Origin of the sequence: Tenacibaculum sp. SDUM215027 (assembly GCF_050566205.1) — a bacterium.
Taxonomy (GTDB): domain Bacteria; phylum Bacteroidota; class Bacteroidia; order Flavobacteriales; family Flavobacteriaceae; genus Polaribacter.
This window is the reverse complement of record NZ_JBNXUE010000004.1, coordinates 93,613-107,481: the sequence shown is the minus strand read 5'-3', so window position 1 is coordinate 107,481 and position 13,869 is coordinate 93,613. Positions and strand designations below refer to the sequence as shown.

Sequence of the window (13,869 nt, the reverse complement as noted above, 5' to 3'; positions counted from 1 at the left end):
CTCCTCTGAATTATGTTGCAAAGTTATGCTATATCAACAAATATATTTACAGGAAAAAACCTAGATGTTTATTTTTTATTTACCAGCTTACTCCTGCTCCACCACCTCCAGAACTACCACCTCCAAAACTTGATGAAGATGAAGACGAAGAAGACCATGAAGATCCTCCAGAACTAGAAGAAGAACTACTACTTCTTTCTAGCCTAGGAATTATTATTGTTTTACTTTCCCGATAATTACAATTTTTACATAAATAATTTTCTTGTTTCTTTCCACTAGACTGATACGTTGCTCTATCTAAAACTTTTGTACTTATTCTCCCATAAGTTTTATATCCACATTTTTTACAATTAGAATACTTTCTACTAGAACCTTCATATTCTAGGATTAGAATATCACTCTCGTCTTCTGTTACCCAAACATCATATTCTTTTGACTGAATTTTTTCTTCAAGAATTTGTGCCTTCTCTAAAAAATCGTTTTCACTCCATTCATTTTTTAAATAAAGTTGCTTCCCGTTCTTTTTACTAAAACGAGGAGAAAACCTATAAAGTTTAAGTTTAGCTTTCACATATTTATTGATAAAATAAAGTGGTAGCGGAAACAGAAAGAGTAGACAACCTAACCCTAGATCACTCATGTCCTGGTACTTATCATAAAGATCTTCTTTAGCTGTATCTATTGATCTTGCTTTTATAACAAACCAACCTCCTACAAATAGGCTAAACGTACCATAAAAAAGTAGGTAAATAATAAAAGGGCTTTTACTTGTTTTAGTTTCTTCATAATAATTAATGTCTTGCCCAAAAATCTCATCAATAACATCAGGTTTATTTATTATTTCTCTAACCCTAGAAACAGCAGATAGCAACCCTTTACCAAATTCTCCTTCTTTAAAATACGGTACAATCTCGTCTGTTCCTATTCTATGACAAACAATATCGGTTAAAGTAGGCTCTAACCCATATCCAACCTCAAACTCTGTTCTTCGTTGATCTATTACCGTTAAAATGAGTAATCCGTTATCGGTTTCTTTATCACCTATTTCCCACTCTTCAAATAATTTGACGGCAAAATTTTTAGGAACTTCTTTTCCTATACTTTTAAGAATAACAACAACCACTTGCGCCGTCGTGTTTTGTTCAATCTCCCAAAGCTTTAAATTTAATTGCTTTTCTTCAATTTCATTTATATAATTATTGGGGTCTGATACAAAACCATTAGCACCATTCTTTTTAGGGTTTGGTACATCTTTAACTGTATAAACCTCTTTTTGAGTATATTTTGGAGGAATAAAACTATCAGGATAAGTTAATTTAATTTCTTCTTGCTCTTCTTTTGTCTCATTTTCTAATAAAACTATAGAAACCTTTTCCTCTTCAACAACTCCCTGAAAGCTATACACCTGAAAAACAACAAATAGCAATAGGCATTTTAATAAGTACTTTTTCATCTTTTGAGTATTCAATATTCTTTCTTTTTTTTAGTATTTTTTAATTGCTTGTAAAAGTAATAAGTCTACAATAAACATTTTCTTACAAAACTTGCCCAATATAATTCTTTGTACTACTTTTATTATAAACCTAATGAGTAAAAGAGTTTTATTATATGAGTTATAATGCAACGATAGAAGAAGAAAACAAAGAAATAGCAAATAGGTATAAGAACTTATTAAAAGGCACATATCAAACACTATCAGAAGATGATAAAAAATTGATACGTAAGGCTTTTGATATTGCTGTAGAAGCACATTCTGAACAACGTAGAAAATCAGGTGAGCCTTATATTTACCATCCTATTTCTGTAGCAAAAATTGTTGCAGATGAAATAGGTTTGGGAGCCACTTCTATTGCTGCTGCCCTACTTCATGATGTTGTGGAAGACACCCATTATACCATTGATGATATGGAACGTTTGTTTGGTGAAAAAATTGCTCGTATTGTTAGCGGACTCACTAAAATTTCTAATTTAAAAAAAGACCAAGATTTTTCTATACAAGCAGAGAATTTCAGAAAAATGTTACTCACCCTGAATGATGATGTTCGAGTAATACTGATTAAAATAGCTGATAGATTGCACAATATGCAAACTATGGATTCTATGCCTCCTCACAAGCAGGTGAAAATAGCATCGGAAACCTTGTATATCTACGCACCTTTAGCTCATCGTTTAGGACTGTATAACATAAAAACTGAGTTGGAAGACCTAGGGTTGAAATATACCGAACCCGATGTTTATCAGGATATTTTAATTAAAATTAAAGACAGTAAAGAAGATCAACAAAAATATATTGATAGCTTTACTAGTGTTTTAAATGAAGCATTAAATAACGAAGGGTTTAATTATGAAATAAAAGGACGTTTTAAATCTATTTTTTCTATCCGTAGAAAAATGCGTAAGCAAAACGTAACTTTCGATGAAGTGTACGATAAGTTTGCTATTCGTATTATTTACAAACCAACTTCTGGCGATGAAAAATTTGATGCTTGGAAAATTTACTCCATCGTTACCGACTTTTTCAAACCCAATCCTGCTCGTTTGAGAGATTGGATTTCACAACCAAAATCAACAGGATATGAAGCATTACATATAACAGTAATTGGCCCTCAAGCTAAATGGGTAGAAGTTCAAATTCGTTCTGAACGAATGGACGAAATTGCTGAAAAAGGTTATGCTGCCCACTTTAAATACAAGCAAGGCTCTGTAAAAGAAAATGGTTTAGAAGGATGGTTAAATCGTTTAAAAGAAAGTTTAGAAAACCATAGTTTAGATGCTGTCGATTTTGTTGAAGACTTCAAACTGAATCTTTATGCTAAGGAAATTTATGTGTTTACTCCAAAAGGAGACTTAAAATCACTTCCCAAAGGAGCTTCAGCATTAGATTTTGCTTTTTCTGTACATACCGATGTTGGATTAAAATGTCGTGGAGCAAAAGTAAACGGAAAACTGGTTCCATTAAGTTACGAGTTAAAAAGTGGAGATCAGGTAGAAGTACTTACTGCATCGAACAACAAACCAAATGTACGTTGGCTAGACTTTGTTATTACAGCTAGAGCACGTGCTAAAATTAAATCAGCTTTAAAAGCTGAAGAAAAGAAAATAGCAGAAGAAGGAAAAGCTATTTTACAACGAAAACTACGTCATTTAAAAATTAACTCTAACGAAAAAGTTATTCATGAATTAGCCAGTTATTTTGGATTAAAAACTAGTTTCGATTTATTTTACCGAATAGGTAATGGTGCTATAGACAACACGCAACTTAAAGAGTTTGTCGCTCAAAGAAGTAATCGTCTTATGGGATTCATTAAGAGTACTTTTAGACGTTCTCCTTCAAAAGAAATATCCGAAAAAGAAGAGGTTACTAATAAATATGATGCCTTAGTTTTTGGTAAAGAAGAGCAAACATTAGATTATACTCTAGCAAAATGCTGTTCTCCTATTCCTGGTGATAAAGTTTTTGGTTTTGTAACTATTAACGAAGGAATTAAGGTACACAAAAACGATTGTCCGAATGCTATTTCGTTACAATCAAACTATGCTTATAGAATTATGCCTGCGAAGTGGATTGATTCTACCAAGCAAGAGTTTACAGCTATTTTACACCTTTCAGGTATGGATAATAAAGGTATAGTAAATAATATTACTAAAATAATTTCTAATAGTATGGATGTGTTTATTCATAGTATTAATATTTCTGGAGACAATGGTGTATTTGATGGAAAACTATCGTTAAGTGTAAAAAACAAGACTCAACTAGATAAATTAATTAATAACATGAAACAAGTGGAAGGCGTTCAAAAAGTTGAGCGTGTTAATACTTTGTAAATTTCGTTTTTAACATCCTTGTATTTTATCAAGAAATAAACGTAAATTTGTCCTTTCGTAAAATTTAAAAATAAATGAGTAATTCAGCCGAAAATCAAGAAATTGTAAAAAAAGTATTCACTTCTTTTTTAGAAGAGAATAAACACCGTAAAACACCTGAACGTTACGCTATTTTACAAGAGATTTACGATGCTGAAGAGCATTTTGATATCGAATCTTTATACATTAAAATGAAAAATAAGAACTATCGTGTTAGTAGAGCTACACTTTACAATACGATGGATTTATTATTAGACTGTGGTTTAGTTCGTAAACATCAATTTGAAGGACAATCAATGGCGCGCTACGAAAAAAGTTACTTCGATAAAAATCATGATCATGTAATACTTACAGATAGTGGAGAAGTAAAAGAGTTTTGCGACCCTAGAATTCAAATTATCAAAAAAACAATTGAAGATGTTTTTGATATAGATATTCATAACCACTCACTTTATTTCTACGGAACAAAAAGAAACAACAAATAAAAACACACTTAACAACACACTAAATGGCAGTAGATTTATTACTCGGACTACAATGGGGAGACGAGGGAAAAGGTAAGATTGTAGACGTTTTAACGAAAAACTACGATATAATTGCACGTTTTCAAGGAGGTCCAAATGCTGGTCACACGCTAATTTTTGACGGAAACAAGCATGTATTACATACTATCCCATCTGGAATTTTCCATAAAACAGCTTTAAACGTAGTAGGTAACGGAGTGGTTATTGACCCTGTTATCTTTCAAAAAGAATTAGAGAATTTAGATACACATAACATTGATTATACTTCTAAATTATTAATTTCTCGAAAAGCACACTTAATTTTACCAACGCACCGATTATTAGATGCAGCATCTGAAACTTCAAAAGGAAAAGCTAAAATCGGATCTACATTAAAAGGAATTGGACCTACTTATATGGACAAAACCGGTAGAAATGGAATGCGTGTTGGTGATTTAGAATTAGACAACTGGAAAGAAAAGTATAAAGCTTTAACTGAAAAGCATTTAAGTATGTTAGCATACTTTGATGTTCAAATCGATTACGATTTAGACGAGTTAGAAGCTGAATTTTCTAGAGGAATTGATAAATTAAAAACATTACAATTTATTGATTCTGAAGAGTTTTTAAACAACGCTATTAAAGAAGGTAAAACAATTTTAGCTGAAGGAGCTCAAGGATCGTTACTAGATATCGATTTTGGAACATATCCTTTCGTTACTTCTTCAAATACAACTGCTGCTGGTGCATGTACTGGTTTAGGAGTTGCTCCTAATAGAATTGGTGAGGTTTTCGGTATTTTTAAGGCATACACTACTCGTGTAGGTTCTGGACCTTTCCCTACTGAATTATTTGACAAAGACGGAGCTACTATGGCAGAAGTTGGTCATGAGTTTGGAGCTACTACAGGACGTGCTCGTCGTTGTGGATGGTTAGATTTAGTTGCCTTAAAATATGCTGTTGATGTAAACGGTGTTACACAGTTAATGATGATGAAAGGTGATGTGTTATCTGGTTTTGACACTTTAAAAGTTTGTACTTCTTATAATTATAAAGGAGAAGAGATTTCTCATTTCCCTTATAATATTGAGCCAGAAAATGTAACTGTGAACTATACAGAATTCAAAGGTTGGAAAGATGATTTAACAAAAATGACTTCTGCTGATGATTTACCTAAAAACTTATTAGACTACATTGCGTTTATTGAAAAAGAAACTGGTGTACCTGTAAAAATAGTTTCTGTAGGACCTGATAGAAAGCAAACAATTAATAGATAAAATTTAAAGGAGCTCAATTGAGCTCCTTTTTTATGATGATAAAAGAATATTTAGAGAATATCACTACTCAATTTAAATCGTATAAAGAAGTAGCTGATAAAACGATTGAGCAACTAGAAGAGAATGACTTATACTGGAAGTATAATGAAGAGAGCAATAGTATTGCTTCTATCATTGTACATATTTCAGAAAATATGTTATCTCGTTGGACAGATTTTTTTACTTCTGATGGAGAAAAAGATTGGAGAGATAGAGATGCTGAATTTGAAACTCATAATTTGTCTAAAAAAGAATTGATAGATAAATGGGAAAAAGGATGGAATAGCCTTTTTACAGCTTTAAATTCTTTAAATGAGGTCAATTTTACGCAGCCTATTATTATTAGAAATAAACAAGTAAAATTGATTGAAAGCATTACTAGGCAAATAGCACATTACCCTTATCATATTGGTCAAATAGCTTATGTGGGTAAAATGATTTTAAACGATAAATGGAAAACAGCTTCTATAGCGAAAGGAAAATCAAAAGAGTTTATACAAGCTCAATTCGAAAAAAATAAATAATAAAAAGCGTCTTTTAGAAATTTCTAAAAGACGTTTTTTTTAGGAAACATATGGCATCTTAATTTTTTACTGTTTCCAAAATACTTACTACTGTTTCTTTGTTATCTACACCTAAACCTTCTTGTTGATGCACTAACTCCCCTTCCGGATTAAATACACTTATTATATTTGAGTGTGAAAAATCTAACGGAGAAATTTGTTTGTATTTTACTGCCAACACATTTGCAAACTCTCTAACAGATTCTTCTGTGCCTTGTAAAAAAGTCCAGTGCTCATCATCCATATAATTTTCTTTTGCAAAAACTTTTAGTTTTTCTGGAGTGTCATTTTTAGGATCAATACTAATTAAAACGTATAGTAAGTCATCATTATATTCCTTTGGTATTTTAGCTTCAATATTACGCATATCAGCAACCAATCTGGGGCAAGCAGCCTTACACGTAGTATAAATCATGACCATTACCAAAGTTTTCCCTCTTAAATCTTCTAAATGAATACTTTTATTTTCTTCAGTTTTCCATTCTGATGTTAAATTGAATATAGAACTTTCAGAAATATCAGTAGCTAACTCTTTAGCCTCTTTTTGATTCTTTTGTGTTAAATCCATTTTACAAACAGGACAACTTCCTTCTTCATTATAAAACTTGTCTCCTTCACAAAGCATTGGGCATTCATAAGCTATATTGGAGTTTGTTTTGCTTTTTTCTTTTTTACAAGAACTAAACAATGTAATTGAAAAAAGGATCACTAATATGTACTTTGTTATTTTCATTGTTCTATATTTTTATCTTTTACACATCTAAAACCTAAGTTTCGCATCGTGTACCTAGCTTTTAAACTTCCACGAGTAGCATAGCGCATAAAAGCTGCATAATTCATTAAATCTGTCGATCCTATTGCTGCACTACCGCAGAATAAATTACTATCATTATCAACATCTTTTCTAGATTCTCCTGATACCAGTACCGAATTAAAATCAGACGTCCATTCCCAAACTAAACCATGCATATCATAAACTCCCCAATAATTTTTAAATGTTGACCCTATAACATCATTAAAAGTTCTAGGTTTTTCATACCATCCTAAAATGTATTCATTGTATGTTTTTAAGGTTCTTGCATCTGCTAGTTTTTGATTAGACATCGCTACATATTCCCATTCATCAACTGTAGGCAAACGTTTTCCGTTGTTTTCACAGTAACATTTGGCAGCGAACCATGAAACATTGGTAACTGGTGATTTTAATTTAAGCTTACCTCCTATTTCAGTATCATTTTCCCAATTAATAAGGTAACTCTTATCTGCAAAAAGTTTAATCACTTTAGATTTTCTCCATTTTGGATTTTCTTTTACAAACTGTAAAAAATCTTCATTAGTTACAGGGTATACATCCATTAAAAAATCTTGAATCGTAACTGTTGCTGAATCTCTACCGTACAAAGGAATATAACTCCCTCCTTTAATAGGAACCATTTTAGATTGACAATTCATATTGGAAATGCCTAAGAAAAAGATACAAATTGTCAATCTTAAAATAGTTTTCATTTCTTTTAATTTAGAGTTTAACTATGCTTTTAGTGAGCACTTTTTACTTCTAGTACAGTATTTACACTAACATTTGTTTTATTGTTACCCCAAGAATTGTAAACATAAGTTAGTACATCTGCTACTTCTTGATCGTTTAAAGCTTGTTTGGTCATAACACTATTGTATTTTTGACCATTAACAGTTATTTCACCTGTTTTACCATGTAAAACAATATCAATAGCTCTCTTAACATCAGCATTTAAGTAGTCTGATTTTGCTAAAGGAGGAAATGCATTTGGAATTCCTTCTCCATTCGCTTGGTGACAAGCAAAACATGTTTTAGTATAAATCTGTTTACCATCTGCTATTTTTTGTGCTAATGTTTTTTCTTGTTTAGAAGCAACAACCTTATCTTCTTTACCATTTGGCATTTCTTGAATTGTACCTCCTTCTGGGTTATAAATACCTTCTTGTTTTACTCCTGAATACAATCTTTTATTTTCTTCACCTTTTACTTTTAACATTCCTAAAGCTCCTTTGTTAAAAGCTCTAAAAATAGCGTGATCTACTAAAATAAACGTACCCGGAACATCCACTTTAAAATCAACGATTGCTGCTCCTCCTGCTGGAATTGATGTTGTTTGTACGTTCTTATTAATTACATCTCCTCCTTCTATATGAACATTATCAAAAATTTCACCAATAACGTGGAAAGATGACGTTAAGTTAGGACCACCATTACCGACAAATAAACGTACTGTTTCACCAACATTAGCCGTAATTGCATTATCTCCAGTTAAAGCTCCTACCTTACCATTAAATACAACATAATCAGCATCTTCATCTACTGCTTTCCTCATATCGAAAGCCTGTAAACCAGGTTCTCCATTCTCTCCTTTTGTATAGAAATCACCTTGCATAATATAGTATTCTTTGTCTACTTTTGGTAATCCACCTTCTGGTTCCACTAAAATTAAACCATACATTCCGTTAGCAATATGCATTCCTACAGGTGCGGTAGCACAGTGATATACATACAACCCTGGGTTTAAAGTTTTAAATGAAAATGTTTTTTTATGACCAGGAGCTACAAATGAAGAAGTTGCTCCTCCTCCAGGACCAGTTACAGCGTGTAAGTCAATATTATGAGGTAATCTATTATCTGGGTGGTTTGACAACGTAAATTCTACTTCATCTCCTACTCTAGTTCTTATAAAACTTCCTGGAACTGAACCACCAAACGTCCAGTACACATATTCTACACCATCTGTCATAGTTCCTTCTTTTTCAAGAATCTCCATGTTTACTAGTAACTTTTTAGCAGTTCTGTTACCCACAGGCACTGGAACATGAGGTGGAGCTGTTAATTCTGCTTCTATAGTCCCTTTAATTACTATATCTGAAGCATCTTTCATGGCTAAGCTTTCAGATTTTTCATTTTTACAACTTGTCATTAAAAACATAGCTGCTAAAATCATTGAAATTGTTTTCACTTGTTTCATTTCTCTCTATTGATGTAGTTATTACTTCTTTTTAAAATAAAAGACTTTTTTATCTTTTATATAAACAAAGCTACTAACAGAAAAGCTTATGAAATATGATTTTTATCATGAAAACAAAAAAAGGGAGCTTATAGCTCCCTTTTAATTAATTTTCTTTTAAAATTTCTTCACCAAATTGATGACACAACTCTAAGGTTTCTTTAATATGCTCCATTGTGGTTTTAGGATTTATTAAACACATTCTCAGCACCACTTGTTTATTCAATATAGTAGTTACTAAAAATGCTTCTCTAGAATCCATTATTTTTTGAGATATTTTCTGATTTAATTTATCAATCTCTTTTTCTGATAAATTCAACCCGATAGGATTGTATCTAAAATTTATGACCGCCAACGTAGCAGGAGAAATAATTTCCCAATTTCTACTTTTTCGCAGCATTTTTTCTACATCATCAGTTAACTGTATATTGTAAGTAACAGCTTCCTTAAAAGCATCTAATCCATAAGTTTTTATAGACATGTAAAACTTCAATGCTCTAAAACGTCTTGTCAGCTGGATACCGTAATCGTAAAAGTTAATTTCAGATTCGTTTCCTTCAATATCACGTAAATATTCAGGTTTTTCACTAAAAGTACCACTTAACCAAGAAGCATCTTTTACTAGTAAACACCCTATTTCATAAGGTTGATAAAACCATTTATGAGGATCTACTGTTAATGAATCTGCACGTTCAATACCACGTAAAGCTTTCGCTCCTTTTTTCGATAAAATAGCCGCTCCACCATAGGCTCCATCAATATGAAACCATAAACTCTCTTCTTCACATATATCTGCTATTTCATCAAGAGGATCTACAGTACCCGTGTTTGTGGTACCTGCTGATGCGATATAACAAAACGGTTGCAGGCCTTCTAACCTGTCCTTTGCTATGGCATTTTTTAACTTGTTTATACTAATTCTGAATTCAATGTCGGTAGGTAAAACTCGAATTTGCTCTTTTTTAAACCCTAAAACACGTATTGCTTTAATGTTTGAGGAGTGTGCCTGATCAGATAAATAAATAACAGCCTTAGAAAAATCATCTCCACATTTTAAACGTCTAGCAGTAACCAAAGCTGTTAGATTTGCCATAGAACCACCGCTGGTAAAAATCCCTCCTCCTTTTTCAACAGGAAAATTGTACATTTTTAACAACCAATTCATAGTTACAATTTCTAACTCTGCTGCTGCAGGAGAAACCATCCATCCACCAGAAAAAATATTAAACCCTGTTGCTAAACTATCAGCCATTGTACTGATAAAATTACTAGGCCCAGGTACAAATGAATACGCTTTGGGGTGCGAAATAACAGTACTATTAGGTATTACATTGTCCATCACAAAATCTAACACCTTATCAGCTGGCATACCACTGTTTGGAGCTTCTTGTAAAAAAATATTATCCATTTCTTTTCTAGAAGCACTAGCTACCGGCTTTTTTTGCTCCAATGTAGCCCAATGTTCAGCAATTATATCAACAATTTTATATCCGTAAGACTTCATCTCTTCTTTTGATAAATCAAAGTGAGCGCTCATATCTTTATATTTTTTTAATTTGCTACAAAATTAACCATTTACTAAATGACAGCCTTTTATTTATCTTGATAATTTTATTTCTTTATTAAGATTTTGGCATATTCTTTTCATTATTTTTGTGCATTAAATCGTATTATTTTGAAAAAACTATTTCTACTAATTTTTATATTATTCTCTGTTGTAAGTTTTTCTCAAACAAAAAAAATCAAAATACTTTCTACTGAACAAGCAACCGCAGATGAAAATAAGTATCCCGGTGCAACCATATTAATAGGTAAAGTTAAAATGTCTCACGAAGGAGCCACTTTAGATTGTAAAAGAGCACTACTTTATAAGGACAAAAACTTATTTAAGGCTATTGGTGAAGTAATTATCGAACAAGGAGATAGTATTATTCAATATAGCGATTTTGCTACTTATAACGGAAATACAAAAAAGGCAAAATCTTGGGGGAATGTAGAAATAAACGATAAAGAAATGACGCTAAAAACAGATACGCTTCATTTTGATAGAGTTAATCAAGTTTTGTATTATCCAAATAGCGGAACAATACGCGACACCAAAAACACCCTTAAAAGTGAAAGAGGAACTTACCTTTTAAGAGAGAAAAAGTTTACTGCTAAATCTAAAGTTACAGTTGTTAACCCAGAAAATCATTTAGAGTCTGACCATTTAGATTATTATACAAATACTAACTTGGCTTATTTATACGGACCAAGCACCATTACCAATTTAAAGGATAGTACTAAAGTGTATTCCGAAAGAGGTTTTTACGACACAAATACTGATATTTCTTACTTCGTAAAACGAGCTAAACTTTTCTTAAAAGAACGAACTGTTTCTGCTGATAGCTTGTACTATGATAAACGTAACGGGTTTGCCTCTGCTACCAATAATATTAAAGTGGTAGACACTGTTCAAAACATGGTAACTAAAGGAAACTATGCTGAGTTATACGAACACAAAGATTCTTTATTTATTATTGATAGAGCTGTTGCTATTTCTGTGCTTGACAAAGATTCTATGTATGTAGCCGGTGATAAGATTTTACTTACAGGAAAACCTGAAAAGCGTATTGCACGCATTTTTAATAATGTAAAAATATTTAAGTCCGATTTACAAGGTAAATGTGATTCCATTCATACAAGCCAAGAAACTGGCTTAACAAGAATGTTTAAAAACCCTATTTTATGGTCTAAAAACAGTCAGATTACAGGAGACAGTATTCAGTTACTTACGAATACAGAAACCAACAAGCTCGATTCTTTAAAAGTCCTTCAAAATGCTTTTATGATTCAGCAAGACTCTGTACATAAAGAAAATTTTAATCAAATTAAAGGAAGAAATATTTTCGGAAAGTTTGAAAAAGGTGAATTAAGAACTATGTTGGTAAAAGGAAATGCAGAATCTTTATATTATAGTAACAACGAAAAGACACACGAATTAGAAACTATAACCAAAGAAATAGCGAGTGATATTGAGTTTATTTTAGAAGACGGGGAAATTATTCAAACTACATACTTTAAAAAATCAGAAGGCAAAACCTACCCCCCTTCTGAATTCCCTTCTGAAGAGAAAAAATTTAAAGGTTTTATATGGCGTGGAGATGAACAGCCAAAAACGGTGGAAGATATTTTTATAAAAGATACTACAGCTACTCCTACTTCAAAAGCAAAAAAGCAGCCAAAAGTAGTTAAAGAAGCCAAAGAAAAATTTATCGAAGAAACTACTAAGAAGAAAAAGCAAGAAGAATTAAATCCTAAAAGATTAAAATAATTCACGTGAAAGACGATTTTTTTAAATATCAAGGACAAACAACTCCGCATCCTTTAGCCATTGAAATTTCGCATGCCAAAGGAAGTTATATCTACGACAACAACGGAAAAGCTATGTTAGATTTCGTAGCTGGAGTTTCTGCCAATAGTTTAGGACACAATCATCCGAAGGTTAACGAAGCCATAAAAAGTCAACTAGATCAATACACACACGTAATGGTGTATGGCGAGTTTATACAAAAGCCACAATTAGAATTATGCAAAGCTTTGGCTGCCACCTTACCTCCCAACCTATCATCTGTTTATTTGGTAAACTCCGGTACTGAGGCTACCGAAGGTGCTTTAAAATTAGCTAAACGTTTTACAGGCAGAAGCGAAATTGTTGCCGCTAAAAATGCGTATCACGGAAACACACAAGGAGCCATGAGTGTTTGTGGAGCTGAACAACAAAACCGAGCGTTTAGACCTTTAATTCCTGGAAGTAAATTTATAGAGTATAACAACGAACAAGACTTAGAAAAGATTACTTCTAAAACAGCAGGAGTCATTTTAGAAACCATTCAAGGAGGTGCTGGTTTTATTGAACCTAAAAACGACTACTTAACAAAAGTAAAACAACGATGTGAAGAAGTTGGAGCGCTATTGATTTTGGATGAAATCCAATCTGGTGTTGGACGCACGGGAACCTTTTGGGGATTTGAAAACTATAACGTTACTCCAGATATTATTATCACGGGTAAAGGTTTAGGTGGTGGAATGCCTATCGGAGCTTTTATTGCGTCTTTTGAAATAATGGATTGTTTAAAAGAGCACCCAAAGTTAGGACATATTACTACGTTTGGTGGACATCCCATTATTGCTAGTGCTGGTTTAGCTACAGTACAAGAAATCATTGCTTCAAACTTAATGAAAGAAGCCCTACGAAAAGAAACGTTAATCCGTAGTAAGTTTAAAAATCATCCGAAAGTTAAAGAAATTAGAGGAAAAGGATTAATGCTAGCTTTATTAGTAGATACTCCTGAAGCTGCCTCACAAGTAATTTTAAACTGTTTAGACAAAGGTCTGATTTTATTCTGGTTACTTTTTGAAGGAAAAGCCATTCGTATCACCCCTCCTCTAACCATTTCTGACAAAGAAATTGAAAAAGGATGTGACCTTATTTTAAGCCAACTAGACAAGTTGTAAACTTTAAATTCCTATTCTTTTTTACTACTTCAATAAACCTATCAACACAAAGAGTAACATATAAAACACTGGTTATTAACACTTTTTTTATTATTTT

The 13,869-nt window shown here is 32.3% G+C and carries 11 protein-coding genes; 6 read left to right on the top strand and 5 right to left on the bottom strand.

The window, feature by feature from the left end; all coding sequences use genetic code 11:
• Positions 1–79: 79 nt before the first annotated feature.
• A complete protein-coding gene (locus ACQYZ7_RS10470) occupies positions 80–1,453 on the bottom strand; it encodes a TPM domain-containing protein (RefSeq protein WP_430729695.1) in 1,374 nt (457 codons plus the stop codon).
• Between the two features lie 155 nt (positions 1,454–1,608).
• On the opposite strand from ACQYZ7_RS10470, the gene ACQYZ7_RS10465 reads away from it, so the two are divergent.
• The 4 genes from ACQYZ7_RS10465 (at position 1,609) to ACQYZ7_RS10450 (ending at position 6,207) form a co-directional block, all read left to right on the top strand.
• Positions 1,609–3,825, top strand: a complete 2,217-nt coding sequence (locus ACQYZ7_RS10465; RefSeq protein WP_430729694.1) for a RelA/SpoT family protein — start codon at positions 1,609–1,611, stop codon at positions 3,823–3,825.
• A 74-nt stretch (positions 3,826–3,899) separates the two neighbouring features.
• Positions 3,900–4,349, top strand: coding sequence for a Fur family transcriptional regulator (locus ACQYZ7_RS10460; RefSeq protein WP_047788906.1), 450 nt, complete (start codon positions 3,900–3,902; stop codon positions 4,347–4,349).
• 23 nt (positions 4,350–4,372) lie between these two features.
• On the top strand, positions 4,373–5,644 hold the full coding sequence (locus ACQYZ7_RS10455) for an adenylosuccinate synthase (protein ID WP_430729693.1): 1,272 nt from the start codon (positions 4,373–4,375) through the stop codon (positions 5,642–5,644).
• Positions 5,645–5,676: 32 nt separating this feature from the next.
• On the top strand, positions 5,677–6,207 hold the full coding sequence (locus ACQYZ7_RS10450) for a DUF1572 family protein (protein WP_430729692.1): 531 nt from the start codon (positions 5,677–5,679) through the stop codon (positions 6,205–6,207).
• A gap of 58 nt (positions 6,208–6,265) precedes the next feature.
• On the opposite strand, the gene ACQYZ7_RS10445 is transcribed toward ACQYZ7_RS10450, so the two are convergent.
• From ACQYZ7_RS10445 to ACQYZ7_RS10430, 4 genes are all read right to left on the bottom strand, one after another.
• Complete coding sequence (locus ACQYZ7_RS10445; protein ID WP_430729691.1) at positions 6,266–6,979, bottom strand: SCO family protein; 714 nt, start codon at positions 6,977–6,979, stop codon at positions 6,266–6,268.
• Positions 6,976–7,752: a formylglycine-generating enzyme family protein gene (locus ACQYZ7_RS10440; protein ID WP_430729690.1), complete on the bottom strand. Its 777-nt coding sequence runs from the start codon at positions 7,750–7,752 to the stop codon at positions 6,976–6,978. The genes ACQYZ7_RS10445 and ACQYZ7_RS10440 overlap by 4 nt, the downstream gene beginning before the upstream one ends.
• Before the next feature lie 29 nt (positions 7,753–7,781).
• Positions 7,782–9,236 carry a copper-containing nitrite reductase gene (nirK, locus tag ACQYZ7_RS10435; protein ID WP_430729689.1) on the bottom strand — a complete coding sequence of 485 codons (1,455 nt, stop codon included), beginning with the start codon at positions 9,234–9,236 and terminating at the stop codon, positions 7,782–7,784.
• Positions 9,237–9,381: 145 nt separating this feature from the next.
• The gene (locus tag ACQYZ7_RS10430; protein ID WP_430729688.1) at positions 9,382–10,812 is read right to left on the bottom strand and encodes a pyridoxal phosphate-dependent decarboxylase family protein; all 1,431 of its coding nucleotides are present in this window, start codon (positions 10,810–10,812) and stop codon (positions 9,382–9,384) included.
• Positions 10,813–10,950: 138 nt separating this feature from the next.
• On the opposite strand from ACQYZ7_RS10430, the gene ACQYZ7_RS10425 reads away from it, so the two are divergent.
• Together ACQYZ7_RS10425 and ACQYZ7_RS10420 are read left to right on the top strand one after the other, a co-directional pair.
• Positions 10,951–12,588: an OstA-like protein gene (locus ACQYZ7_RS10425; RefSeq protein ID WP_430729687.1), complete on the top strand. Its 1,638-nt coding sequence runs from the start codon at positions 10,951–10,953 to the stop codon at positions 12,586–12,588.
• 5 nt (positions 12,589–12,593) lie between these two features.
• Positions 12,594–13,772, top strand: a complete 1,179-nt coding sequence (locus ACQYZ7_RS10420) for an aspartate aminotransferase family protein (protein ID WP_430729686.1) — start codon at positions 12,594–12,596, stop codon at positions 13,770–13,772.
• Positions 13,773–13,869 lie beyond the last annotated feature (97 nt).

Bases quoted from the DNA above. Each gene is read 5' to 3' on its own strand.
- nirK (WP_430729689.1), bottom strand. From the start codon at position 9,236: ATGAAACAAGTGAAAACAATTTCAATGATTTTAGCAGCTATGTTTTTA.
- ACQYZ7_RS10455 (WP_430729693.1), top strand. From the start codon at position 4,373: ATGGCAGTAGATTTATTACTCGGACTACAATGGGGAGACGAGGGAAAA.
- ACQYZ7_RS10430 (WP_430729688.1), bottom strand. From the start codon at position 10,812: ATGAGCGCTCACTTTGATTTATCAAAAGAAGAGATGAAGTCTTACGGA.
- ACQYZ7_RS10445 (WP_430729691.1), bottom strand. From the start codon at position 6,979: ATGAAAATAACAAAGTACATATTAGTGATCCTTTTTTCAATTACATTG.
- ACQYZ7_RS10465 (WP_430729694.1), top strand. From the start codon at position 1,609: ATGAGTTATAATGCAACGATAGAAGAAGAAAACAAAGAAATAGCAAAT.
- ACQYZ7_RS10440 (WP_430729690.1), bottom strand. From the start codon at position 7,752: ATGAAAACTATTTTAAGATTGACAATTTGTATCTTTTTCTTAGGCATT.
- ACQYZ7_RS10450 (WP_430729692.1), top strand. From the start codon at position 5,677: ATGATGATAAAAGAATATTTAGAGAATATCACTACTCAATTTAAATCG.
- ACQYZ7_RS10470 (WP_430729695.1), bottom strand. From the start codon at position 1,453: ATGAAAAAGTACTTATTAAAATGCCTATTGCTATTTGTTGTTTTTCAG.
- ACQYZ7_RS10460 (WP_047788906.1), top strand. From the start codon at position 3,900: ATGAGTAATTCAGCCGAAAATCAAGAAATTGTAAAAAAAGTATTCACT.